The organism is Adhaeribacter radiodurans (assembly GCF_014075995.1).
Classification (GTDB): domain Bacteria; phylum Bacteroidota; class Bacteroidia; order Cytophagales; family Hymenobacteraceae; genus Adhaeribacter; species Adhaeribacter radiodurans.
Genome location: NZ_CP055153.1, coordinates 1931999 through 1957969 on the forward strand (window position 1 = coordinate 1931999; position 25971 = coordinate 1957969).

Sequence of the window (25971 nt, forward strand, 5' to 3'; positions counted from 1 at the left end):
GTTTATCCTTCATTTTAATAGGGAACCTCTAAATACTAATGGGTATTACTAAATCTGGTCATAAAGATATTATTCTGCGAGGTGCTTCAGGACCAAACGGTTGTTAAATGTTAATAGCTACCTTACCTACCTTTCACAGATGCTATAATAACAGCAAATACATTTACCTTATTCCAATTGAATATTAATGGCGAATTAGCTTAATATAGCTGGTAGTAGTGGCATTCTCCAGACGTAAATAATAAATTCCGGCCGATGACATGTGGCGAGAAAAATCAAACGTAGCAATGGCGGAGTGAGCAGCATTTTTCTCGCCGCTAGTTAATGTACTTCCTACTGCTGAGATTAGAGTATACGTAAAGTTACCCCGAAGTGGAGCAGGCAAGAAAACCTTGAAATGACCATCAGAGGTAGGAGTAGGATAGGCAAATAAATTTATTATATTCTTATTCGACTGTTCGGCCAAATATGCCACTCTTTCGGATTCACTTAAAGGTTTATCAATTACCGTAAAGTAAATGGTTAAAGGTTCTCTGGCATTTCCTTCACCATTGGCTTCTGAGTAAGGAGTAACTTTTAAAGTGTATTTGCCTTTGGCCGGAACCCAGGCAATAGGATTACCATCCACATCGCCAAATAAAAAATAAGGAGCTTTTGATTCGGTTTGGCTGCGGTTTTGTTCTCCGGAAAGCTCAAAAGTAACGCTCTTAACGGTAGTTGGGTTAAGTACTGCTTCCACGTTTAAATTGGAACTGGGTAAAGCCGCTAAGTTTAAAATAATGCCTTCAGTAAGAGTAGTTATTACTTCCTTGGTATTTGTATTAATCAGGTTTAGTTTAGCTACATCCTGGTTGGGTTGTAAAACAAAATTGGCTACCACTTGCTTCCTATTGGTCATAGTAAGGGAAAGCAAAGTATTTTTACCTAGAGCATCTCCACTCCAGCCTACAAATTTATAACCCGGTGCCGGTACGGCGTTTAAAGTAACTTTGGTTCCATGGGCATAACTATCCTGCATAGGCTCTCTGGTAACCGAACCGGAACCGGTAACGGCAATCTGTAAATTATAATAAGGAACTGGCGTAACTTTTACCACTACCGGCACCTGATCCGTTAAAACGGGCGTACCGTTATCCGACGCTTTTACAAAAAAAGTATAGGTTCCTTCCTTAGAGGGGGTCCAATTAAAAACACCGGTGGCTGGTTGGATGTACGCTCCCGCTGGCGCATTTATTAAAGAATAATTCTGAATCTGCTTCGGATTGGCATCATTTGCAGAAACAGTAAAGCGTAACTTGCGGCCTACAATAACGGATTTGTTATTAACTACAGATAATTTAGGGGCAACATTAATTTCTTTCTGGCGCAACAAAGCTTCGAGGTAATAATAATCGGCATAAATCAAGGGTACGTCAATTTCGGAGTTGCCGGGTTTGTGGCCGGTGCTGTGCAATAAAATAAAACCCCGGTTCTCGCCCTTCGGTGAAGCATACAAATTTGCCAGGCTATTTACTATTTTATCGGCGGCAGCACGGTACTTTTTATTATTCTTGCTATACGTGCTCAGTTCATACAAAGCCGAGGCCATTACTGCGGCAGCGGAAGCATCGCGGGGTTCATTCGGAATTAGAGGCGCATTAAAATCCCAGTAAGGCACTAAATCGGCGGGTAAATTTGGATGGTTTAAGATAAAAGATGCTATGTTTTCGGCGTGGGTTAAGTAGGCGCGGTTCTTGGTTTCGCGATAGCACATGGTATAGCCGTACAGTCCCCAGGCTTGCCCCCGAGCCCAGGCCGAAGAGTCGTTGGCGCCTTGATGGGTGTTTTTCTGGCGAACTTTTCCGGTCACAGGGTCGTAATCGACAACGTGCCAGGAACTGTAATCCGCTCGAAAATGATTCTTCAGGGTAGTATCTGCGTGGCTCTTAGCAATATTATAATAAGTAGAATCTCCGGTTAAGCGGGTAGCGGCAAATAGCAATTCCAGGTTCATCATGTTATCAATAATAACCGGAAAAGGCCACTTCCGCGTAGCTTTCCAGGATTGAATGCAACCCACCTTGGGACTAAAGCGGGTAGCTAATGATTTTGCCGCTTGAATAATAACCGAACGATAAGCGGTATCTTGAGTTAAACGATAGCCCGCGCCATAACTGCAATAAACTTTAAAACCTACATCGTGGGTTTCGGTATTAAATTGCTCTGACGCAAGCTGAGAAGTAAAAGCTTTTGCCTGATTCAGCCAGTAAGAATCCTGAGTATATTCATACAAAAACCATAAATTACCTGGAAAGAAACCACTCGTCCAATCCCGGGAAGAAATAAGTTTAAGTTCTTTTTCTGAATTTAATGTTCGGGGAGATACTAATTCCGGATGCTGAGGAGTTTGAGCTTTGGTAATTTCCTGCAGCATTACTTTGGTCTGAGTTGTTGCATGACGAAAGGCACTATCTGCATCTACCTGAGCCCAAACAGGTAAGCAGCACAGGGAAAGTAAAAGAACCTGCAAAAGAATAATTTTATACTTCATAAAGTAGTTACCTTTTAAATTTTTCGTGCAACAGAAAAAGGGAAATGAGTAGGCCAAACCATGCCTGCATTTCATAAAATTCTGCCAGAGAAAAGTAAATTTAGTATTTATATTAATTATTAGAATGATTATACTAAAATATAGGGAGAAATCAAAGGATTCAGCTGCGAATGATTTTGATGTTACCTGGATCCGGATTCCTTATTTTGTTTGAAGAGGCCTAAAAACTTGTATTAAGCTATTCTAATTTTAGCTCCTAATTATAAATCCCATCTTCAAAAGATTATAACTATTTACTGAAAGTATATTAGCAGTTTTCTCGTGAAGGCTAACCGGCAGTTTTGATTAAAATAGAATTTGTTCGTGAATGGTTCAGAAATAGTAAATAATCCAGGCGGCTCGCATTAAAAATAAGGATGTTTTTATTCACCTTATTTATAAAGTATAAAATACTGGTTCCAGGAGTGTATTCAAAATTAATAATATACATCTGCGGTAAATAAAAGCAAAAAGACTTCTTCTTTATTGCTTAAAATACGAAACTCTACTTTGCTAAAACGTAACTCACACATTGAGTACAATAAACAGTAATGAGTGTGACTGGGTTGATTTACTAAATGAAAATTTAGTAAATTCTTACCGAACTGATATTGGTTATTACATATTACTCTTCTACTTCCACGGTCATAAAAATGTCTTGCACGGGGAAATCGTTGGGATCTACAGGTACTTTGGCAATCTTATCCATTACTTCTAATCCTTCTACTACCTCGCCAAAAACCGTGTATTTTGTATCTAGGGAAGGAACGCCGCCGATAGTAGTATAGGTTTTTATTTGCTCCGGGGAAAAGGTGATTTTTTTATCTAAAGCTATATCGTTGAGGCTTTCCTGGTTATGAACTACTCCCTGCACTAAGTAAAAATTATGCGACGAAGAAAGCCGCTTCGGGTTAAATTCATCGTCGTAACGCGCCATAGCCAAAGCACCACGTTTATGAAAATGATTCGGTTTTACTTCGCTCGGGACTCCGTATTTATCTTTTTTAATTTTGCGTTCGCGGGTATCGCCTCCCTGAATCATAAAATCGCGGAGTACCCTATAGAAAATAGTATTATCGTAAAAACCCATTTTGGCTAATCGCACAAAATTAGCCCGATGCAGAGGCGTATCCTCGTACAAGCGTACCTTAATTTTGCCCATGCTGGTACTAATGGTTACTAAAGTTTCCGGATTCTCTTTCCCGAATTTAGTAAGTACTTCGGTTACGTTGGCATCCGTTAGTGTTTCGTAGGTACCTAAATCAGCACGATTGGATTTGCCGGAACAAGCGATTAAAAATAAGCCACTTAATATGCTTAGCGCGCAAATACGAAACCGGAGTACTTTCATAAAAATAGAAAAAGTAAATACGTTAAGGGGAAGTAAAGATAAGCGTTAAGCTTTGGCTATTAAAATAATTCTTTTTAGCTACCAGAGTCAAAATTCTTTTTACTTCTCCGGCGGTGTGTCGTCCAGCAAAAGAATTTTTAATTTCTGATACAAAAAAGAAACAATCAATAATAAAACCCCCAAAGAAATAAATGCCGCAATACGGCCACCCGCCGATATGTTCTGAATATCGAACAAAAACAATTTTAGTAAAGTGATAAAAAATAAACTTAATGAAACGAGCCGTAAAGTTTTTAATTTATAGCGCATGCCCAACAGCATAAATCCAAAAGAAGCCAAACCCCACAAAATAGGGAAGTATATTTTATGTTGCTGTTGCAGCAAATTTTTTAAGTTTTGACCGGACTTATATTGAATTAAAGCTAAAACATGATCGGCTTCAATACTAACCAAATACACCAAGGCACTACAGCCAAACCATAAAAAGTTATTCATTCGTTTGGTACGTAAGCCAATTGCCTGGCGGTAGTAAGTAAACGCATAATAAAGCAGTGCCAGTAACAAAAACAAGGCAAGGTAATGCAGCACAAAAGGTAGAATACTGCCACTTGGTTGTAGTAAATAAGCATTCCGGGCATCTTCTACGATGGGCTGTACCAGCAGAATATACGATCCGAAGCTTAAACCTAATAGTATCTCTCGCAAAGGCCAGCGGGTTGCCGTACCAGCGGGTAAAAACCGAAAAATAAGAATGGCAAATAAATAATGGTAACTGGCTATGATCAGGTATTTAATAGCGCGCATTTCAATAGTGGTACTACTCAACTTATAAGTAAGTTCGAACAGAATAGCCAGGTACAAAAGCATGCCTCCCAAGCCACCAAGCAGGAGCCTAAGTTTAGGATCATCATTAAGCTGTTGTTTTAATTGCCAAAAGACTAACCCATTAACAAAGGCCATTACGCCCGAAAAAAGACCTAAATACGTACCAACAGCTAATTGATTAAGTAAGTACAATCCGCACAAATAGAAAAAAATGGTGTTACTCAGTAATATACTTATTTCCAGAAAATTAAATGGTTGCTGTTGCTTCAGGTTATACACTACCGTCATGGCGAAGAATACGAGGTAAAACAGCATCGCAAATATAAACCCGCCTAAATAAGGAGCTTGCGGCTCGCCCATTGCTTTGGCTACCAGCCAACCCGCAAATAAGATTATCGTGGCTACATAAGAAATGAATGTAATAACCGGCCATTTTTTAAAGTAGGCCAGAATCAGCATGCCGATATTTAAAATTAAAATATAAATGAATAATACCAAGTAATTGTTACCTCCCGAACTCGCTAAAAGAGGAGAGGCAAATCCACCTAAAAGAGCAAGTACCGCTAATTCCTGACGATCGTAGGTAATGGACATAAACACCGAAAACCCGGTAACGGCTACCATTAGTATAAATGCTATGGCTTGAGAAAACAGTTGATATTCGTGAAAGGCTAAGGCAATGGTAAAATAGAGTACGGCTAAACCACCGCCTACTAATACCGAGCTAAAAGCCGCATATTGCTTCCGTAAATGATGGGCTAAACCCAATAAGGCAGCACCGCAGCTAAAGCCAATCAGCACCCGGCCCCAGGCATTAATCCAATTTTGGTCAATAGCAAACTTAACAAAGTAACCAATTCCTAAAACCAGCACGGCAATGCCTAATTTATTTATCAGGTTCTCGCCAATAAATTTTTCTAAATCAGGGTTACGTTCAAAAAAGCCGGGTCGCTTACTTGGTTGTTTTTTAACCTCGCTACTAAGCAAACTTCGGTTAGGTGCTGCGGCCTGAACGGGTAAGGCAAATTCATCTTGGGTAATAAATACCGCCGGATCGGATTGGGAAGTAATAACCGGAGAATGCCTAATTTTAGTGATGTCTTGCCGTAATTGCCGCAACTCCGAACTTATTTCCCGCATTTTAATTAGAAGCAGCCACACCAACAAGCCCACTATTAATAAAACAACCAATAAGCTAAAAAAGTATATAGCCTCCATGCAAACGTATTCCTGATAATGTTTAATTAGTAAACAGATAATGTTAAAGCTAAATCTTTCTGCCCGGTTAAGCTCCCGTTTATCTAATTACTAAAGTGTTTTCTAAATAGTATAATGGCAAAAAGGAAGAAATTCCAAAAGAAAAGAAAGAATATTCTCCGTATCAGATGAAATATACGATTATTTCTAAATAGACTTTGTAACGCTTTACTAAATGATTGGATACGCCGTTTTGTAAGAAAGTTACCCGATTATAAATCCGTTATTCCGGCATTTTTTACTTTATAGCGTAACAAGCGACTAGAATAACCAAAACCATATCAGATTTGCAGCTTCTTCTCGAATAGCAAAAACAAAGAGCTATAATAAATAATGTTTTATAATGGAAAGTGCCTAAATATCATAAATTTGCGAACGAATAGGTGCAGTGCTGGTTAATTTAAATCCTTACCCGAATTCCTATTCCTGAAGCGCGTACCTTAAATATATTTCTTTTGCTTACACCTCATTCCAAACCTTCTTATTTTAAAAGGAAGGTAGTGCATCCTTTTAAAAAACTGCTTACCATGGGAATTACGCCCCAAAAGTTAGCTATTACGGGTGCGTTGGGGGTAGTTATAGGATTGATGCCCTTGTTTGGCATAACTTCTTTTGTGTGCACCATTTTGGCTTTGCGATTTAAGCTGAATTTGCCCGCCTTACTTTTAATTTGTTACTTAATTAGTCCGCTGCATCTAATCTTGTACATTCCTTTTATTGAAGTAGGTTTAAAAGTTTTTCCTTTAACCACTTTTAAACTGAGTTTAAGCCAAATAACCGACTTATTTCAGCGCGACTGGCTTGTTGCTTTAAAAACTATTTGGTTAGCTAACCTGGCGGGAGTGTTGTTGTGGTTGGTACTGGCCGGACCACTTACTTTTTTTTGTTACGTGCTTTTATTGCCGGTTGTACGAAAATTACTTCAACGCATGCCGGCGTCAAAAGAACAACCTTAAGTTACTGCCAGCTTTTTTTGCATCACGTAATCGTTCATAAAATAAGGGCCAATCGGAATATCTTCTTCGTAGGCTATGGTATACCCGCATTTCTCGTAAAAACTCCTGGCCGGATTGTTCCGGTTTACATTTAGCAACAAGGTAGTACCGCTAACGTGTTTTACCGCTTCCTCTACCGCATTAATAAGTAAACGACCCAAGCCATACCCGTGAAACGCCGGGGAAACGTATAATTTATTTAACTTAAAACTATTATCAGGTAAAGCTGAGTAGGAGGCAAATCCGGCTGGTGCCTGATCCTGGAACAAAAGTAAAAATTGCTGACCCGCTTCCATTTGCTGCTTTAACGCCTCGGGATTATAAATCTCCTGAAACATAAAGTTTAATTGCTCTGCCGATAAAATATTTTGATACGTAGGTGCCCAGGTTTGTTCCGCCAAAGTTGCAATAACCGGAATGTCGTCTGGATTAAAAGCTGTCCGGATAATCGTATTATTTGATTTAGCAGAAGTAGCAGCAGACATAAGAAAATAGAGCAGTCAATTAATTTGAAAAAATTAAGTTCGGGCTGAATTTATTCTTTTTAGTAAATTTTTACCGGTAAGACTGAATTGAAATAGGACTACCGGTTTGCAGAAAATTACCAACCGACCTTGGCAGTACATTTTGGCCGAACATTACTTTGTTGTTTTTAGTACGGTAGGTAGCCAAAGTGCGGAGGGGTTCGGTACCTTTTTCGGCAGTGTCCTGATTTACGGTGGTTAAAACGCAACGCGAACAGGGCTTAACAGCCGCAAAATTTTGGTGACCAATTGTAAATTCCCGCCACGTATCTTCTACAAAAGGTTCACCACCCGAAAATACCAAATTAGGCCGGAAGCGATTCATGGGTAAGGGTTCCGGCAAACGATTATTTAAGTCTTTTAATGACTCCTGGCCAATTAATAAAAAAGGATAAGCATCGGCAAAACTGACGGGCTCGTTATTAAAAGCATAATTCATATCAACGGGGCGATGCGCATTAGGAGGCATAAACACCAACCGGCAATTTATTTGCAACATTTGGCTAAACCAGGCATTCGCCTCCTGGCTAACTTCTACGGCAGATACCGTATCATCCCAGATGGTAACAGTTAAAGGAGTATTCAGGTAATTGTTGGAGTCGAATGGCACAAACAAACTTTCGGCAACTTGCTGTTTATGCGTAACCAATAATCCAGTTGGCAATAGTTGTACCTGCAGCAAAGCCATTTTGGGAAATACCCGTTGCGTTAAAAAGGTATTGGTATCATCTACCAGTAACCAACGTCGGTCGTATTGCAGGCCTTGCGGTTCTACAATGGCCTCATTTACGCGTACTCCCCCCAACGACTTAATTGGGTAAATATAAATATCAGATAAAATCAGCGAAGAAGCCATTTACTAAAAATCAGAAAAAAGTCAGAAGCTTAGCGTATAAACTTTTACCTATTTAAAACTTTACAATTGATTGGCAGGTAGTTTTATAAATGGTTTAAAAATTAGGCTTTACCTGCAACCTACCCGCCTTAAACTTTGCGGGGAGGTAAGGCAAAGGCTTCGGAAACATGTTCGAAATGGCCTTTGTGCGAACCATCGCAAAAAGGTTTATTGCTCGATAAACCACAACGGCAAATAGAAACTATTTCGCGGCCGCCTAAATCATATACATTGCCTTGTGCGTCTACAATCTCGAAATCGTCGCCTTGTACTTTTAAAGAACCATTGCTGTTTACAGTAATACGGGTTTTCATAAATAAGCTATAGAGTTAAATCCGGACAAAGATAAGCCTAATAACGTAGGCTTACGGATTATGGCTTTAAAAATTTATGGTTTATCAACGGATATTTGTCTGGTAGCGGCTAGTAAAAATTATACTTTGGCAGTTTTTTACAAGCTACATTTATAAATCCTTCTCTTGTATTTAACTTACTAAAAGTAATTTGATAGTAATTAGCTGCGTTTCTTGTAATTCAGAATGGCCCAGGCATTAAGTAATAAGGCAAATCCAGCGGTAATTACTAATTGCTGGGAAATATCTGCCAGGCTGCTGCCTTTTAAAATCACTATCCGGATTACCTGAATAAAGTAAGATACCGGGTTAATTTTAGTTAAATACTGTGCCCAAAGGGGCATACTTTCAATGGAGGTATATAAGCCGCTCATTAAAATAAAAACCATTATCAGAAAAAAAGAAAGCAGCATGGCTTGTTGCTGATTTTCGGAATAAGTAGAAAGCAGTAAGCCCAAACCCAAAACAGCCAGCAGATAAACGGCCGCGTACACATATAAAACCACCAAGTTACCAACCGGTACAATGCCGTAAAACAACCAGGCAATGAGCAATCCTAAACTTAGCACGAAAAGCCCCAGAACCCAAAAAGGAAGAAGTTTAGCCAGAATGAAATGATATTTTTTTACCGGCGTTACGTTAATTTGCTCAATGGTACCTATTTCTTTTTCTTTTACAATGTTTAAGGAGGCCAGAAAAGAACCAACCATTGTTACCAGCACTACTAAAATGCCAGGCACCATAAAATCTTTGTAATTTTGTAGGGGATTATACCAGTTAGATGCCGTTACCTCTATAACCTTTTGAGGGGAAAAACGGGCTGGCTGAATCCACTCGGTGCGGACTTGGTTATTGTAGTCGCGGATAACACTTTGCAGGTAAGCATTGCCTAAACCTGCTTTCATACCATTTATAGCGTTTACTGCAATTAAAGTAGTTGTTTCGTTTTCTTTAACCATGTCTCTTTCAAAGCCATTAGGGATTTCTAAAATAATATCTGCCTGATCCTGGTCAAGGGTAGTAACTGCCTGCTGATACGATGGGGAATAGGCATAAAGTAAAAAGTAACCGGAAGAATTAATTTTGTTAATTAACTGCTGCGAACCAAGGGAATGATCGTGGTCTACTATGGTTAAGCGGATGTTTTTCATTTCGTAATCTGCGGCCCAGGGCAAAACCAGTAATTGCATTAGGGGCATCACGAATATAATGCGCAGAATAGCTTTGTTCCGGAATATTTGCCGAAATTCCTTTTGCAGCAAAAACTTTAGGGTTCTCATGATAACCGGATTTTAAAATTTTTGATACTTAAGCCCATAAAGACTATAGTCATGCCTGTTAATACCAAGGTTTCTTGCCAGATTACCTGCCATCCTGCCCCTTTAATCATAACGGCTTTAACAATATCGTAAAACCATTTAGCGGGTACCAAATTAGAAATAACCTGCAGCGGCAAAGGCATATTTTCTATCGGAAACATAAATCCGCTCAGCATAACGGTGGGCAAAAACAAACCCGTTAAAGAAATAAACATAGCTGTTTGCTGCGAGTCTGTGGCAGTGGAAATAAGTAAGCCCAGGGATAAACTGGTAATGGTAAATAAAATACTGGCCGCCGAAAGAAGAAGCAAACTGCCATTAATGGGCACTTGCAGTACAAACACGCTCAAAAGCAAAATGCTGGCAATGTTGAGCATGGATAAAAGCAAATAAGGTACTGCTTTGGCTATTATAATTTTAAGCGGCTTCACCGGAGAAACTAAAAGTATTTCCATTGTGCCCAGTTCTTTTTCCCGCACTATGGTTATGGCAGTCATCATGGTGCAAACCAGCATGAGTACCATGGCCATTACCCCAGGCACAAAACTATAAGCACCTTGCAATTGTGGGTTGTACAACATGCGGGTTTCGGTGTGAATAGTATATGGTAAGCTGCTGTTAGCCGTTATGCGTTCCTGAAAATCTAGGATTATGGCCGAAGCATAGTTGATTAATGTGTTGGCTACGTTAGGGTCAGATGCGTCGGCAATCAACTGTGCCTGGGCTTTGTTAAAATGCTGTAAGTCGGCATCAAAATTTTGCGGCAGAACCAAGGCAAGTTTTATGGTACCTGTTCTAAATTCCTGTTCAATTTCGGAGTAAGAATTCAAATATCGGGTTATTTCAAAATACTGGCTGGCGTCTATCTGGGATATTAAAGCTTGGGTACTAGCATCCTGAGCCTGATCCAATACGCCCATGCGGGAATTTTTTACTTCGTTGGTTAAGGCAAAACCAAAAATGATAATTTGCACCACCGGCATTCCCAAAAGAATAATCAAGGTTTTAGGGTCGCGGAAAATATGGAAGAATTCTTTTTTTACCAGCGAGTAGAATTGTTGACTTCTTTTGGCTTTTTGCTTACCGTTTTTAGAATGATTTTTCATGAACTTTTGAAGTAATAAAAGGCTATCCTATTTTTAGTCCGAGACTTTATAAGTCTCCAGTTTAAGGTGCTAATACAATTCATCTGGCCAAGTTTGCCTCCTAGCCGGCGAATCTCGTTTATCTCACTCCTCCTCCTACGACAAGCTAAAAACAGGTGAGGAAATGCAATTATTTCTATTTTCTCTCTTTTCTCTCTTCCTTGCCTCCATTACGCCATGCCGTTTTGCAACACCTGAACGCTAAAAGGACCTCCATAGCCAAACTGATAATTGTTGCTAATAACTACTGTTCTGCTACTTTACTTTGTAAACTGCCCTTGTTTTAAAATTTCTTTAAAATGCTTCCTTAATAAACTTAGGAGGGGCAGTAGATAGTAATTACTCACCAGAGCGCTTAGCCTGGCGGGCGAGTTTTAGAAATACTTCGCCCATATTGGCAGCTGTAAACTGGGTTTTTAGTTCTTTGGGTTTGCCTAAGGCTTCTACCCGGCCATCTACCATTATCGAAACCCGGTTGCAGTATTCGGCTTCGTCCATGTAGTGGGTAGTAACAAAAACCGTAATTCCCCGTTCGGCGGCTTCGTAAATCATTTGCCAGAATTCGCGGCGGGTAATTGGGTCTACACCGCCGGTAGGTTCATCCAGAAAAACTATTTGCGGCTCGTGAAAAATAGCCACCGAGAAAGCCAGTTTTTGTTTCCAGCCTAAGGGCAGGGAACCTACCAGTTGATCGGCTTCTTTTTCTAATTTTAATTTCTGCAGTACAACCTGGCTTTTTTCTTTAATAAATTGGTCGGATTTGCCGTAAATACCGGCGTACAAATAAATGTTTTCTTTTACCGTAAGATCGGCGTACAAAGAAAATTTTTGACTCATGTAGCCAATGTTCTTTTTTATCTGCTCCGTTTGGGTAAATACATCAAAACCAGCTACCGATGCTTTTCCGGAAGTAGGTTTAGACAAGCCACAAAACATGCGGATGGCCGTAGTTTTACCCGCTCCATTAGCGCCCAAAAAACCAAAAATTTCACCTTTTTCAACTTCAAAAGAAATATTATCCACTGCTTTAAAGTTGCCGAAGGTTTTACTTAAATTTTCACAAATAATGCTAGCGTTATTCATCGGAAAAGAATTTAACTTCTGTTTTTAGACATTAGCTGGATGAAAGAATCTTCAATGGTGGGCGAAACAACTTTTATTTCCAGCCCCGAATGCTTTTTATCTTGCAGGTATTTTTCCAACCGAATGGGATCGTAACCGGGTTGCATTACTACGTGGTGGTATTCGCCGAATGGATAAGTGGCAGTTGCCTGATCGTAAGTTTTCAGGTCATTTAATAATGGAAACATATGGGTAGAAGCAACGGCTAATAAAGGGTTATTGAATTGTTGATTTATGGTTTGCGGAGTATCAATTGCCAGAATGGTTCCTTCCTGAATTAAGGCTACCCGATCGCACATAGAAGCTTCGTCCATGTAAGGAGTAGATACCAGGGTGGTAATGCCTTGCTGCTTTAAATTGGCCAACATATCCCAGAATTCTTTCCGGGATACGGCGTCAACCCCAGTGGTAGGTTCATCTAAAAAGAGGACGGTAGGTTTATGAATTAAAGCGCAGCATAAAGCCAATTTTTGCTTCATACCGCCAGAAAGTTTGCCCGCTCTCCGATTTTTGAAAGGCTCAATCTGAATATAAATATCTTTTACTAAATCGTAATTTTCTTCGATGAAAGTTTCGAAAACGGTAGCAAAAAAGTCAAGGTTTTCCTGCACGGTTAAATCCTGGTATAAAGAAAACGTACCGGGCATATAACCTACCCGCTGCCGGATGATTTTATAATCCTTTACTACCTCAAGTTCATCCACCCAAGCGGATCCTGAATCAGCTACCAAAAGAGTTACCAGAATACGAATGAGCGTAGTCTTACCAGCTCCATCCGGACCAATTAAGCCAAATAGCTCCCCGGAATTTACCGCCAGAGAAACTCCTTTCAGAGCTTCAACGCTTTGTTTACTGGTTTTATAAGTTTTAACCAGATTATCGACGGTTATTGTTTTCATGAGGCTTGATTTAAAGCTACTTCACCGTACATTCCGATTTTCAGAAAGCCATTATTTTTAACTTTTATTTTTACCGCGTAAACTAAATTGGCCCGTTGATCTTTGGTTTGAATGGTTTTAGGAGTGAATTCGGCTTTGCTGGCCACCCAGGTTATAGTACCGGGTAATTTTATGTATTCCTCCTGGCCATTGTCTACCAATACTGTTACAACCTGTCTAATTTTAACTTGCGTTAACTGGTCGCCGGTAATGTAGGCCCGCAGCGTGAGGGTAGATAAATCAGCAATTTTGTATAAGGCTTTGCCGGGAGCGGTTACTTCGCCGGTCATGGCGTATTTAGTAAGAACCGTACCGGAAATGGGGTTGCGAACCTGCGCTTTATTTAGTTGACTGCCCAATTGCGCAATAAGTTTTTGCATCGGTTCTCTTTCACTCAAAATTGTCCGGTTCCGGGTGGCTACTTCGTTTTGCTGCACTTTAATCTGCTGCTGAATAACCTGGATTTGGCGTTCCGTTACTTCAATTTGCGTGTTTATATCATCGAGTTGCTTGCCGGTAGCAGCATCCAGTTTTACTAAATTTTCGGTCCGTTGTTTTTCTCGTAATAACGATTTTAGCTGCACTTGCTGAACGGCCAGCTGGTCTTTTAAGAGCAATACTTGTGGCTGCACGTCAGTGGTTCTTACCGCTAATGCATTTAAACTTGCCTCGGCTTGTTCTTTCTGCAGTTTTAGGTTTTCAGCATCTATTACTCCTACAATTTTCCCGGCAGGTAAAATTTGTCCTTCCTGAATGTTCAAAGAATCTATTTCACCCCCAAGTTCTGCCGAGACAATCACTTCATCGGCTTCAAAAGTGCCTGAAGCATCATGTATGTCCTCTCCCGAATGGCAGGAAAGTAAACTACTTAAGGATAGCACTAGTATTTTTAGCTTTTTCATTTTGCGATTAGTTAATTGCCTGAAATAGTTTGATAGTTTAGTTGCGATTGCAGGAGCTGCACCTGGTGAATAATTAAAGCTTGCCGGGCCTGGTCCTCGGCGTTTACTTCCCGTAAAAAATCGTTAGCAGTTATAACAGCATTTTCTAATTGGGCCTGAGCTGCTTTTTTTACGCTTTCCCGAAGGGCTATTATTTCCTGGTCACTGCGAACCAATTCTTCCAGTTTTTGAATTTCGGCCCGTTCGCGGGTAAGCTGCAGGTTTACATTCAGGAGAAATACTTCTTGTTGCAGACTAGCCGTGTTTTTGTTTATGTCTAAAATCTTTTTTTCATTTCGGCTGGTGTACCAACCATTCAAGCGCCAGGTAAATCGAAGTCCGGTAAGATAAAAGTAATCGAACTCATTTTTTAGTAAATTCAGGCCGGGTCTACCGTAACCTCCTTGACCAAAAAAGCTGATTCCGGGGCGTAAGGCAACATCTATTAATTTTTTCTGCGCTTCCCATATTTGCATTTGTTTATTATACAAACTGAGTTCGGGTCGGCGAATTTCCGGAGTGGATGAAATAATAGGAACGGGCTTGTTTAATTTTGTATTCTGATCTAAGGATTCGCCGGTTAATAAACTTAACGCTTGTAAAAAGCCCGAGCGGGTATTTTGCAGTTCAACTATTCTTTGGCCCGCTTTCAGGTGTTCGGCTTGTAACACATTCAGGTTAGATTTAAAAGTAACGCCGTTTGCCACTTGTGCCTGGGTTCTTTTAATACCAATGGTTAAATCTTTCTGAAATAGGGCTGCCTGTTTGGTCTGTTCTTCTAATAAAATAATGGCAAAATAAAGTTGATTCACTTGTTCCCGCAGCTTATATAATTCTACTTCCAGGCGTTGACTTTCGGTTTCGCTATTCAGTTGCTGAACCAGTAACCGGGTTCTTCTTAAACCTCCATCGTACAAGGATTGTGATACATCAGCCAGAATCCGGTATTGGTCTTTAGTGGGTGCTTCTATGTCCAGGCCAGGAATAGGGGAGTTAATACTAGTTACCTCCGATTGGTAGCTAGCCTGACCCGTAAAAATTAGTTGGGGTAGGTAGTTTCTATTTATGTTTTGCTGCAGCAACGCATTACTTTCCTGAATTAAGTTTTTTTGCTTAGTAAGAGGATAGTGTTCACGGGCTTTTTGCTGAATTAGTTCTAAAGTAATTGTCTGAGCCCGTACGTAGGTGATGCTAGTAAATAATAAAATAACCAAAATGTTTAACCAATTAGTTAATTTCATAACAAAAATTGTTAAAGTTGTTATTTCTGTTTTTTTATGGAATTAATAATAAAGTCGGCGACTTCTTCTTTCCGCTGGTGCATTAAAAAATTAAACTGCAATTCATCCATTCCCGAAAGAAAATTCCAGATCGGACGACCTAGGAAAGGAAAAATACACATCGACATCATATTTAGTAAAAGCTGAGCCGGGCTGATGGGGTTAATAATTCCTTGTTTCACTTCTTCTTCAATCTGGTTAATCAAGGCGTGCAGATTTGGTTTTTGATTGCCCATCATAGTACTTAGAAAATCGTGTGATTGCTTATTTGCTTCATTTACCACGAATAAAGGGATATAAGGATTTTCTGAAAGTACATTAATGTATTCCCGACAGAAGATCTGAATCTTCTCGAACAAGTTACAATCCATGGCAATAATGGCGTTAAGCTTTGGCAAAAATCTGCCTACAGCTTCCCGGAAGATAACTTCAAACAATTTTTCTTTACTTCGAAAGTAATAATGCAGCATAGCTTTGTTAATACCGGCTTCATCGGCAATATCCTGCATTCTAGCCCCTGCCATACCCTTATGAATAAAAACCGTTTTAGCTGCTTGTAAAATGCGCTGCTCAGTAGTTTGATCTTTTTCTTTTTTAACCATTAAATTTAACCATTTGGTTAACAAATGTAGAATCTTAATCTGAATTAAAAAAGACTTAACTAAAATATTTATAACTATTTGATAAATATCTATTTGTTAAGGTAAATGAAGATATCGAATTACGTAAAGCTTAGATATATCTCTTCATAAATCACCGGTAAGAAACCTCAATTTTTAAAATATTCAGCAAGCAGGTTTATTTGATTCAGAAAATTTCTTTTCTCTATATTATTAGAACAAAGGGAAATCTGTTGGTTATAAAGTAACACCTATAACTTAATTCACGGACTTTTATGCATATAGCCATTCTTTCCAGCAGCGTACGTACCGGACGAAATAGCCACCGGGTGGGGCTTAACTTTAAGTAGTATATCGAAGAAAACAATATTGTTACCGCTGACTTAATTGACTTGCAGGATTATAAATTTCCTATTTTTGAAGAACGGCTACGTTTTATGGTCAATCCTGCGCCCCAAATTTTAGAATTTGCCACCCGCATGAAAAAAGCCGATGGAATAGTGGTAATAACGCCTGAATATAACGGTGGATTTCCGGCCAGTTTAAAAAATGTAATTGATTTATTATCGGAAGAATGGAAGCGAAAACCCACAGGTATTGTAACGGTTTCTATTGGCCCGTTTGGTGGTGTTTTGGTTTATCCGTCGCTTATTTTCTCTTTGTGGAAGAAAGGCGTTTGGGTAGTGCCGGCTCGCTACCAGGTGCCCCAAGTGCAGGAATCCTTTGATGAAAACAGAATTCCTGGTGATGTAGCTGGTACAGAAAAAAGAACTCAAACTTTTCTGCAGGAACTTAAGTGGTGTATGAGGCGAGAGAAAAAATGCAGGCTAAATCTTAACTCGACTTAGATTTCAATAAAAAAGGTGTAGTTAAAACTACACCCGACTAATTAATTTACCATTTAAGAGCTTATCCTATAAGAAACCCAGTTCTAATTTGGCTTCTTCGCTCATCATATCACGAGTCCAGGGTGGGTCAAAGGTAAGAAGCACGTAGGCATCTGTTACTCCCTCAATTGCTTCTAATTTACTCTGAGTTTCGAAGATTATATCGCCGGCCGCAGGACAAGCTGGAGCCGTTAAGGTCATGGTAACTCTAACTTTAGAACCTTCTTCAATTTTAATCTCGTACACCAAACCCAACTCGTAAATATTCACCGGAATTTCCGGGTCGTGTACTGTCCGTAAAACTTCTTCTACTTTGTCTCTTAATTCCGAAGGATTCATGATGGATTCAGAGCTTGGGTTTGGTACGCCAGAGCGTACAGTTTTATTTGCTTTAGCATGGATAATAATCCATTGGAACGGGTAGGAGAGAGGTGGTTTTGTAAACCAATTTTGTTAATAAAATACATATTGGCTTCGGAAATTTCCTGAGGCGTATGTCCGGATAATACCTGTACCACCATACTCACTAAACCTTTAGTAATAATGGCATCGCTATCCGCCGAGAAAACTAATTTACCGTTTTCATAATCAGCGTGCAGCCAAACTTTCGACTGGCAACCTTTAATCAGGTTTTCGTCAGTTTTATATTTATCGTCAATAAGAGGCAGGTCTTTCCCTAACTGAATAATATACTCGTATTTATCCATCCAGTCATCAAACAACTCAAAGTCCTCTATAATCTGGTCCTGCCGTTCTTCTATCGTCATATTTAATAAATCAGCTTAATAAAGTAACCGCTTTTTTAATTCCGGTTACTAATTTGTCAATTTCTTCCGGGGTATTGTAAACAGCTATAGAAGCTCTTACTGTACCCGGAATATTAAAGTACTGCATAATAGGCTCGGTACAATGGTGGCCCGTACGAACGGCAATACCTTGTTTATCCAGGATTTCACCAATGTCAAATGGATGGGCATCGCCTACCAGGAAGGATATAGAAGCTGCCCGGTGTTTCGCTTCGCCAATAAAACGAAGTTCATCAATGGTTTGCAAGGCTTCTACGGCATAGCTATATAACTGGCTTTCTGCTTCCTGAATATTGTTTAATCCTAAACCCTGAATATAATCAACGGCCGCTCCAAAGGCAATTCCTTCTGAAATGCTGGGAGTTCCTGCCTCAAACTTCAGCGGTAATTCATTATAAGTTGTTTTCTTGAAACTAACGGACTTAATCATATCACCACCCCCTTGGTAAGGAGGTAATTGGTTTAGCCAGGATTCTTTGCCGTATAATGCGCCAATTCCGGTTGGTCCGTACATTTTGTGCGCTGAAATAGCCAGAAAATCTACATCTAATTCCTGCACATCTATAGGTAAGTGCGGAGCGGCTTGCGCGGCATCTACCAATACCGGAATATCTTGTTGATGCGCCCGGTTAATAATTTCTTTTACCGGGTTAATAGTACCCAAAGTATTAGAAATGTAAGTAACCGCTACTAATTTTACCGTTTCGTCTAACAGCTCATCCAGTTCCTCTAAAACCAGCTCGCCTTTTTCGTTTACCGGAATTACCTTAATAGTAGCTCCTCGCTCTTCACAGATCATTTGCCAGGGCACAATATTAGAATGGTGCTCAATGGCAGAAATTAGAATACTATCACCGGCTTTTAAAAATTTACGACCGAAACTGCTAGCCACTAAGTTAATGCCATCGGTAGTTCCCCGGGTAAATATTACTTCGTGGGTGTGTTTGGCATTGATAAAGGCGGTTACTTTCTTGCGGGCATCTTCGTAAGCCGAGGTTGCCTGCTGGCTCAAAAAATGTACTCCCCGGTGAACATTACTGTTGTACTGGGTATAGTAATCCTGAATGGTTCGTAGAACTAGTTCAGGTTTTTGGGTAGTAGCAGCATTATCTAAATATATTAATGGCTTGCCATAAACCTGGGTTTCCAAAATCGGGAAATCAGCCCGGATTTTATGAATGTCCAGTTGAACGCTTGTTTCTAAACTTATATTTGCCGGCATAATTTTAGGCTTTAACCAACTCCTGTTCAGCAGGTATATGTTGGGTAATTAATTTATTAATATAGGCTTCTACCGCAGGAATTCTAATATTCTGAGTAACGTCAAAAGCAAAAGCACTTACCAGTAAACGGCGGGCGGTTTGCTCCGAAATTCCCCGGGAACGTAAATAAAACATGGCTTCCTGGCTTAACTGACCTACGGTGGAACCATGGCTACATTTTACGTCGTCGGCGAAAATTTCTAATTGCGGTTTAGAATTTATGGTAGCTTTATTACTTAAAAGCAAGTTGTTGTTTTGCTGAAAAGCATTTGTTTTCTGAGCATCACGCTGCACAAAAATTTTACCGTTAAACACCCCGTTTGCATTATCTAACAACACGCCTTTATATACCTCGTTGCTTTCGCAATGCGGATGCAGGTGGTTCACTAAAGTATGGTTATCGGTAAGCTGACGACCATTCAACAGATATAAACCATATAAATGGCTTTCGGTGTACTCATCGTTCAGGTTTAAGTGCAAGTTGTTACGCAGCAAATCAGCTTCCGGTAAAGAAAACGTGTAGTTGCTATATACACTATCGCGTTTCTGACTTACTTCGGTGTGGTTTACCTGCCGGGTATTTTTGCTGTTGTTTTGCAAATTATAATGGTGTACCTGGGCATTTTCTTTTACTACAATTTCAGATACACTGTTTACAAAAATATCGCCGTTATGACTATCTGCAATAACAGATTCTACGATACTAACCGAAGCACTCCGGTTTACTACCACTAAATTCCGGGGCTGAATAAACAAATTTCCGGAACCCGTATAAATGTGAACCAAATATATTGGTTTCTCTAAAACTGTGTTAGCCAGAACTTCCAGGAATAAACCATTAGCATACCAAGCCGTGTTTAAAGCCGCAAAGTGATATTTTTCCAGGTTTATCTGCTGTCCAAAATTAGCCTGAAAAGCAGGTTCATTTTCAGCTTCTGCAATACTTTTAAGCGTAATACCGGCCGGTAATTCGTCGGACAAAGCTAGTTGTACCTGACCATTTACTAAAACAACCCGGTAGGCATCTAAGCCAACCATATTAATGTTGTCTAAAGCAATAGCTGCTTTATCGGTATTTTGGATAACATCCGGGTTAAACTCATAAGATTGCTGCAAAAAAGGCAATACGTTGGTGTACTTCCAATCTTCTACTTTCCGGGAAGGAAAGCCCAAAGTACGGAAATGCTCCATGGCCTTTTTCCGGAGAGGCAACGTTGACTCGTGTCCGGTAGTTTGTTTACTCGTTAACCAGTTATCAAACCCTTGTAACAGGTCTTGATACAAGGGGAGGGTGGATATTTGATTAGCCATTTTAGTGGGCTGTTTCTTCCGTTTTAAATTCTTCTTTTATCCAATCGTAGCCTTTTTCTTCCAGTTCCATCGCCAATTCTTTGGTTCCGGACTTTACAATTCGGCCATCGTATAATACATGCACAAAATCGGGTACAATGTATTCTAACAGGCGTTGATAGTGCGTAATTAAAATAAAAGCGTTATGCTCATTGCGGATTTGGTTAACACCTTTGGCCACAATGCGCAACGCATCTATATCTAAGCCGGAATCTGTTTCGTCCATGATAGAAAGCTTAGGCTCCAGCATGGCTAATTGCAGAATTTCATTCCGTTTCTTTTCTCCGCCCGAAAAACCTTCGTTTAACGAACGGTTTACCAACTTAGATTGAAACTCAACCAGCTTTTGTTTTTCTTTGGTAAGTTTTAAAAATTCTTTGGCTTCCAGCGCGGGTAAACCCCGGTATTCCCGAATTTCGTTTAACGCTGTGCGCAAGAAGTTAATATTAGATACGCCTGGAATTTCTACCGGATACTGGAAGGCCATAAATAAACCTTCGCGAGCCCTAACTTCAGGTGCCATATCTAATAAATCCTTACCATCAAAAATTACTTCTCCTTCGGTTACCTCGTAGGTTTCCCGTCCCGCCAATACCGACGAGAGAGAACTTTTACCAGAACCGTTAGGACCCATGATGGCATGGATTTCACCAGCCTTTACTTCTAAATTAATTCCTTTTAATATTTTTTTGCCTTCTACTTCGGCGTGCAAATTTCTAATGCTTAGCATCTACTTTTATTATTTATTTAATATTAACCCACGCTACCTTCGAGGGTAATAGACAATAATTTTTGGGCTTCTACCGCAAATTCCATCGGCAGTTGGTTTAAAACTTCTTTCGCGTATCCGTTCACAATAAGTGCTACTGCTTTCTCGGTAGCAATTCCTCTTTGATTTAGATAGAAGATCTGATCTTCACCAATTTTAGAAGTGGTTGCTTCGTGCTCTACAGTAGCAGTACTGTTTTTAGTTTCTATGTACGGGAACGTATGGGCTCCGCAATGGCTGCCAATTAGTAAAGAATCGCATTGAGTAAAGTTACGGGCACTATCGGCTTTAGAACCAATTTGCACCAAACCCCGGTAGCTGTTATTACTTTCCCCAGCCGAAATTCCTTTCGAAATAATCCGGCTCTTGGTATTTTTACCTAAATGGTAAATTTTAGTACCGGTATCAGCAATTTGCTTGTTGCGGGTAACGGCTACCGAATAAAACTCACCACTGGAATTATCGCCCTGTAAAATTACGCTGGGGTACTTCCAGGTAATAGCCGATCCGGTTTCTACTTGCGTCCAGGAGATTTTAGCATTAGCTCCTTTGCAGATACCGCGTTTGGTTACAAAGTTATAAATTCCGCCTTTACCGTCTTTATCGCCAGGGTACCAGTTCTGAACGGTAGAATACTTAATTTCGGCATTTTCCAGGGCAATTAGTTCTACCACAGCGGCGTGCAACTGATTTTCGTCACGCATCGGAGCCGTACAACCTTCTAAGTAACTTACGTAGCTACCTTCATCGGCAATAATTAAAGTACGCTCAAACTGACCGGTATTTTCGGTGTTAATCCGGAAATAAGTAGACAATTCCATCGGGCAACGAACCCCTTTCGGGATGTACACAAAGGAACCATCAGAAAATACCGCCGTGTTTAAAGCCGCGTAAATATTATCGGAATGAGGCACTACCGAACCTAAGTATTTTTGAACCAGTTCCGGATGTTCCTGCACCGCTTCGCTGATGGAGCAGAAAATAACGCCTAATTCCTTTAGTTTTTCTTTATAAGTAGTAGCTACCGAAATGCTATCGAAAACGGCATCTACCGCTACACCCGCTAAGGCCTTTTGCTCCGATAACGGAATACCTAACTTAGCGAAAGTGGCTAACAACTCCGGATCTACTTCGTCCAGGCTATTGTATTTCTTTTTATTTTTGGGAGCGGCATAATAGGAAATTTTTTGAAAATCCATTGCTGGTAAATCAAAATTCTGCCAATGCGGCATGGGTTCCTTCAAAAAAGCATGATACCCTTTTAAACGCCACTCCAGTAACCAATCCGGCTCGTTCTTTTTCTGCGAAATAAAATGGATAGTACCCTCATCCAGACCAGCCGGGGCAATTTCCATTTCAATATCCGTGACAAAGCCGTATTCGTATTCCTTGGTGGCAAAGTCGTTAATTATTTCATTACTATCTTTCATTCTTCCCGTAAGTTACAAGGTTTAAACCGCAAAGCTTTCTCCGCAACTGCACGTACGCGAAGCATTCGGGTTATTAAAAAATAATCCTTTCCCGTTCAAACCATCTGAGTAATCCAGTTCGGTTCCGAACAGGTAAAGCAAACTTTTCCGGTCTACCACCACATTTAAACCATTATGCTGAAAAACTTCATCGGTTTCTTTTTTGTCTGAATCGAATTGAAGCTGGTATTCTAAACCAGAGCAGCCTCCGCCTCGTACGCCTACCCGCACAAAGGTATCAGTATCTTTATTTTCTTTTGCCAATAACTGGCTGATATATTCTTTTGCTTTTGGAGATACAGTAATCATGATATTCCTGCTTAGTTAGTTAATTAACAAATATTCCAAGTAATAGGTTGCAAAATAAACTCTTGCTTTTAGCTATTCTATTCGTTCCTTCGTAAAAAAATGAGCCGATGGAATACAAAATTGTAATAAAGTGTAAAATTAGGAAAATAATCTTTAATTAAGCTTTTTGCCGTTGCTTTAAGGGTTACGGGATAAATAGAATAAAAATATTCGCAGGAAAGCACCCTTTTGCATACTTTCTTGTTCCTAGTTTAGTAGAAGTTAAATTTCCAACGGCTCTGTTTAAGTAAGTTACATTTGCCTCTAACCCGAACTGGTTTCGAAAGCGACGCAAAGTTATCACAATAATGAATAAAGCAAGTAATTACTTGGAAAGTAGTTCCATTAGTTCCCAATCGGCTACCGAAAAAATTTTAAAGGTATTAAAAACGGAGGGACCTAAAACGGCTGGCATTCTTGCCCAAATTTTAGGAATGACCGGTGAGGGGGCACGCCTGCATTTGCTAAAACTAGCCGAAGAAGGCCTGGTGCAAGCTACTTCCGAATCCAAAGGAGTGGGCCGCCCTACTTTAAACTGGAGTTTAACCGCCGCTGGTAATGCCCGTTTTCCGAATACCCATAGTGATTTATCGGTACAACTTTTAAATACCATTAAAGCAGAATTAGGCGAACAAGTTTTAGAGCAAATCATTGACCGAAGGGGCGAAGAAGTACTAAACCGGTATGCGGAAGAATTAAAAGATTGCTTAACCTTAGAAGAAAAAATTAACCGCTTTGCTACCATTCGTTACCGGGAAGGGTATATTGCCAGTTGTCAAAAAGATGAACTGGGTTATTTACTCATAGAAAACCATTGCCCCATTTGCGCAGCGGCCACCGCCACCCCGGCTATTTGCCGGTCGGAGTTTCAAATATTAAAACGAGTGTTAGGGAATGAGGTAGATGTAAAACGGGTAGACCATATTTTGGAAGGTGCCCGTCGTTGTGCGTACCGCATTACATTAATCTGATAATAGAAATATTAAAATGAATAGTAAACCCGCCAAGTTTGTAATCTTGGCGGGTTTTTTTATCTCTAGTTTCCCTGGCTAAAGCCAGGGGCAATTTAGAAAGTTTATATTGGTTTAATTTATTACCTCCACTTTAAACTGAAGAGTTATTCATTGGATTCTCCTTTTATTCGGAAAACGGCACCGGCTATATTTTCATTCACTCTTATTTGGCAGGACAAACGGCTATCCGGACCAGCTTCGGGTAAGGTATCCAGCATATCTAGTTCGGTATCGTTAACCGGCGGTAAAGAACCAGGTGCTTCTAAAACCTGTACGTGGCAAGTAGCGCAAATGCCCATACCGCCGCAAGTAGCCAGTATATTATATTCCGAGGCCTTTAACACTTCCATCAGGGAAAGATTAATACCTTCCGGAATTACTATATCCTGCCGGGTGCCATTGCGGTCTTCTATGGTTATGTTAATCATAAGTAATTAAGTAAATTACAAAGCGTGAATACCATTTACGGTGGTGTATTTAAAACTTAGTTTTTGCTCCGGAAAAACGTATTTAAAGGCACTCTGCGCCATTAAAGCAGCTTCGTGGAAACCACATAAAATCAGCTTCAGCTTACCCGGATACGTGTTAATATCGCCAATGGCATAAATGCGCTCTACGTTCGTCGAGAAATCTTGAGTATTTACTTCAATGGCTGATTTATCCACGGCTAAATTCCAGTCCGCAATTGGTCCTAACTTAGGAGTTAAACCAAATAGGGGAATAAAATAATCGACATCCAGGTTAGAAACAGTTTTATCTTTGCGCGAGATCGATATTTCTTTTAAATGGCCATTACCGTTAAGAGCTGTAACATTGGCATTTAAAATTAAATTAATCCGGCCTTGCTCCGCTAAGGAAAATACTTTCTCCGCCGAATCCGGAGCCCCCCGGAAGGTTTCGCCGCGGTGTACTAAGGTAACCTTGCTGGCTATTTCAGATAAAAATAAAGTCCAGTCTAAAGCTGAGTCGCCGCCGCCTGCTAAAACAATGCGTTTATCGCGGAACAGTTCCGGATTCTTTACCATGTAGGCTACGCCTTTGCCTTCAAAATCTTCAAGCCGTTCTACGGCCGGTTTACGCGGTTCGAAAGAACCTAGTCCGGCGGCAATTACTACTACCTGGCAGTGAATTTGAGTATTTTCGTTTGAAGTAATCAGGTAAGAGCCATCTTCCTGGCGTTCTAGTTTTTCTACCCGTTCGCCTAAGGTAAAGGTAGGGTGGAAAGGATTAATCTGATCTAAAAGATTATTTACTAAATCCTGAGCGTTAATGGCCGGGAAGCCAGGAATGTCATAAATAGGTTTTTGGGGGTAAATCTCAGATAATTGCCCACCTACCTGCGGTAAAGCATCTATTAAATGGCAGCGCATTTTTAATAATCCGGCTTCAAAAACGGCAAACAAGCCCACAGGGCCAGCACCAATAATGCATATATCAGTAGTTATCATGATTGTACTTAGGAAAATTTAAAAATTAGTAAATGGAAACAGAATAATGCCTGTTTCTATCTCTGCTTTATAAAAGCAGAAATAATCTTAAAAGTTTATTTTTATAAGAAAGAGCCTGTGATACAAGGCAAGTGGAAATGGAAAGCCAACAGAAAATAGCTATAGACCTTCGGGGGACCTAGCTACAACAAATAATCTTAAAGGTAAGAAAAGGTGTTGGCGAAAAATCAGTCATTTTAATTTTACAAGTTTCTACTTGTTTTATTTGCAAAAGTAATACCTCTCCTTTATTAAACAAGCTATATTTAGTAAAAATTGTTTGTGATTCATTCATCCAATCCCATAAAACGATTAAAATAAAAGAAGTAGCTTGATATGTTTCCTGCATAAACATCAGGAGAAACGCACAACTAGTAAAAAAAGTAAGCTTACCTTAAATTTAACAAGAACGAGTACTACTCATTCAGATTCATTTTTGGGGTACT

General features: G+C 39.9%; 25 protein-coding genes. 3 read left to right on the top strand and 22 right to left on the bottom strand.

Annotated elements, in window-relative coordinates; all coding sequences use genetic code 11:
* Nucleotides 1-184 precede the first annotated feature (184 nt).
* The 3 genes from HUW48_RS27470 to HUW48_RS08080 form a co-directional block, all read right to left on the bottom strand.
* Complete coding sequence (locus HUW48_RS27470) at nt 185-2530, bottom strand: InlB B-repeat-containing protein (protein WP_182415192.1); 2346 nt, start codon at nt 2528-2530, stop codon at nt 185-187.
* Nucleotides 2531-3194: 664 nt separating this feature from the next.
* Nucleotides 3195-3920 (bottom strand): peptidylprolyl isomerase, encoded by a 726-nt coding sequence (locus HUW48_RS08075; RefSeq protein ID WP_182415193.1) that lies wholly within the window; start codon nt 3918-3920, stop codon nt 3195-3197.
* A 99-nt stretch (nt 3921-4019) separates the two neighbouring features.
* The gene (locus tag HUW48_RS08080) at nt 4020-5963 is read right to left on the bottom strand and encodes a DUF2339 domain-containing protein (protein ID WP_182415194.1); all 1944 of its coding nucleotides are present in this window, start codon (nt 5961-5963) and stop codon (nt 4020-4022) included.
* Nucleotides 5964-6502: 539 nt separating this feature from the next.
* Between HUW48_RS08080 and HUW48_RS08085 the strand changes: the two genes are divergently transcribed.
* Complete coding sequence (locus HUW48_RS08085; RefSeq protein WP_262891497.1) at nt 6503-6958, top strand: DUF2062 domain-containing protein; 456 nt, start codon at nt 6503-6505, stop codon at nt 6956-6958.
* Here the strand turns inward: HUW48_RS08085 and HUW48_RS08090 are convergent.
* From HUW48_RS08090 to HUW48_RS08135, 10 genes are all read right to left on the bottom strand, one after another.
* The gene (locus tag HUW48_RS08090; protein ID WP_182415196.1) at nt 6955-7482 is read right to left on the bottom strand and encodes a GNAT family N-acetyltransferase; all 528 of its coding nucleotides are present in this window, start codon (nt 7480-7482) and stop codon (nt 6955-6957) included. The two genes, HUW48_RS08085 and HUW48_RS08090, sit on opposite strands and share 4 nt — an antisense overlap.
* Before the next feature lie 70 nt (nt 7483-7552).
* A complete protein-coding gene (locus HUW48_RS08095; protein ID WP_246343782.1) occupies nt 7553-8377 on the bottom strand; it encodes an MOSC domain-containing protein in 825 nt (274 codons plus the stop codon).
* A 128-nt stretch (nt 8378-8505) separates the two neighbouring features.
* Complete coding sequence (locus HUW48_RS08100) at nt 8506-8730, bottom strand: CDGSH iron-sulfur domain-containing protein (protein ID WP_182415197.1); 225 nt, start codon at nt 8728-8730, stop codon at nt 8506-8508.
* Nucleotides 8731-8930: 200 nt separating this feature from the next.
* Nucleotides 8931-10049: an ABC transporter permease gene (locus HUW48_RS08105; protein WP_182415198.1), complete on the bottom strand. Its 1119-nt coding sequence runs from the start codon at nt 10047-10049 to the stop codon at nt 8931-8933.
* On the bottom strand, nt 10046-11194 hold the full coding sequence (locus tag HUW48_RS08110; RefSeq protein ID WP_182415199.1) for an ABC transporter permease: 1149 nt from the start codon (nt 11192-11194) through the stop codon (nt 10046-10048). The genes HUW48_RS08105 and HUW48_RS08110 overlap by 4 nt, the downstream gene beginning before the upstream one ends.
* Before the next feature lie 378 nt (nt 11195-11572).
* Nucleotides 11573-12316: an ABC transporter ATP-binding protein gene (locus HUW48_RS08115; protein WP_182415200.1), complete on the bottom strand. Its 744-nt coding sequence runs from the start codon at nt 12314-12316 to the stop codon at nt 11573-11575.
* 11 nt (nt 12317-12327) lie between these two features.
* Nucleotides 12328-13254, bottom strand: a complete 927-nt coding sequence (locus HUW48_RS08120; protein ID WP_182415201.1) for an ABC transporter ATP-binding protein — start codon at nt 13252-13254, stop codon at nt 12328-12330.
* Nucleotides 13251-14195, bottom strand: coding sequence for an HlyD family secretion protein (locus tag HUW48_RS08125; protein ID WP_182415202.1), 945 nt, complete (start codon nt 14193-14195; stop codon nt 13251-13253). The genes HUW48_RS08120 and HUW48_RS08125 overlap by 4 nt, the downstream gene beginning before the upstream one ends.
* A gap of 11 nt (nt 14196-14206) precedes the next feature.
* Nucleotides 14207-15475, bottom strand: coding sequence for a TolC family protein (locus tag HUW48_RS08130; RefSeq protein ID WP_182415203.1), 1269 nt, complete (start codon nt 15473-15475; stop codon nt 14207-14209).
* A 20-nt stretch (nt 15476-15495) separates the two neighbouring features.
* Complete coding sequence (locus tag HUW48_RS08135) at nt 15496-16116, bottom strand: TetR/AcrR family transcriptional regulator (RefSeq protein ID WP_182415204.1); 621 nt, start codon at nt 16114-16116, stop codon at nt 15496-15498.
* A 386-nt stretch (nt 16117-16502) separates the two neighbouring features.
* Here HUW48_RS08135 and HUW48_RS08140 point away from each other — a divergent pair, with 386 nt between their 5' ends.
* Complete coding sequence (locus HUW48_RS08140; protein WP_262891524.1) at nt 16503-16982, top strand: NADPH-dependent FMN reductase; 480 nt, start codon at nt 16503-16505, stop codon at nt 16980-16982.
* Nucleotides 16983-17048: 66 nt separating this feature from the next.
* Here the strand turns inward: HUW48_RS08140 and HUW48_RS08145 are convergent, their stop codons facing one another.
* Genes HUW48_RS08145 through HUW48_RS08175 form a run of 7 tightly spaced genes read right to left on the bottom strand, consistent with a single transcriptional unit; the run spans nt 17049 to nt 22986 of the window.
* Entirely contained in the window at nt 17049-17360 is a 312-nt protein-coding gene (locus tag HUW48_RS08145) for a metal-sulfur cluster assembly factor (protein ID WP_182415205.1), read from the bottom strand.
* Nucleotides 17357-17788: a SufE family protein gene (locus HUW48_RS08150; RefSeq protein WP_182415206.1), complete on the bottom strand. Its 432-nt coding sequence runs from the start codon at nt 17786-17788 to the stop codon at nt 17357-17359. Before HUW48_RS08150 ends, HUW48_RS08145 begins: the two co-directional genes overlap by 4 nt.
* 10 nt (nt 17789-17798) lie before the next feature.
* A complete protein-coding gene (locus tag HUW48_RS08155) occupies nt 17799-19049 on the bottom strand; it encodes an aminotransferase class V-fold PLP-dependent enzyme (RefSeq protein ID WP_317173779.1) in 1251 nt (416 codons plus the stop codon).
* Nucleotides 19050-19053: 4 nt separating this feature from the next.
* Nucleotides 19054-20400 carry a Fe-S cluster assembly protein SufD gene (gene sufD / locus HUW48_RS08160; RefSeq protein ID WP_182415207.1) on the bottom strand — a complete coding sequence of 449 codons (1347 nt, stop codon included), beginning with the start codon at nt 20398-20400 and terminating at the stop codon, nt 19054-19056.
* 1 nt (nt 20401) lies between these two features.
* Entirely contained in the window at nt 20402-21169 is a 768-nt protein-coding gene (gene sufC, locus HUW48_RS08165; protein ID WP_182415208.1) for a Fe-S cluster assembly ATPase SufC, read from the bottom strand.
* Nucleotides 21170-21192: 23 nt separating this feature from the next.
* A complete protein-coding gene (sufB, locus tag HUW48_RS08170; RefSeq protein WP_182415209.1) occupies nt 21193-22638 on the bottom strand; it encodes a Fe-S cluster assembly protein SufB in 1446 nt (481 codons plus the stop codon).
* Between the two features lie 21 nt (nt 22639-22659).
* A complete protein-coding gene (locus tag HUW48_RS08175; protein ID WP_182415210.1) occupies nt 22660-22986 on the bottom strand; it encodes a HesB/IscA family protein in 327 nt (108 codons plus the stop codon).
* Nucleotides 22987-23333: 347 nt separating this feature from the next.
* Here HUW48_RS08175 and HUW48_RS08180 point away from each other — a divergent pair, with 347 nt between their 5' ends.
* Nucleotides 23334-23996 (top strand): helix-turn-helix transcriptional regulator, encoded by a 663-nt coding sequence (locus tag HUW48_RS08180; protein WP_182415211.1) that lies wholly within the window; start codon nt 23334-23336, stop codon nt 23994-23996.
* 146 nt (nt 23997-24142) lie between these two features.
* On the opposite strand, the gene HUW48_RS08185 is transcribed toward HUW48_RS08180, so the two are convergent.
* Together HUW48_RS08185 and HUW48_RS08190 are read right to left on the bottom strand one after the other, a co-directional pair.
* Nucleotides 24143-24466, bottom strand: coding sequence for a 2Fe-2S iron-sulfur cluster-binding protein (locus HUW48_RS08185; RefSeq protein WP_182415212.1), 324 nt, complete (start codon nt 24464-24466; stop codon nt 24143-24145).
* A 15-nt stretch (nt 24467-24481) separates the two neighbouring features.
* Complete coding sequence (locus HUW48_RS08190) at nt 24482-25486, bottom strand: NAD(P)/FAD-dependent oxidoreductase (protein ID WP_182415213.1); 1005 nt, start codon at nt 25484-25486, stop codon at nt 24482-24484.
* Nucleotides 25487-25971 lie beyond the last annotated feature (485 nt).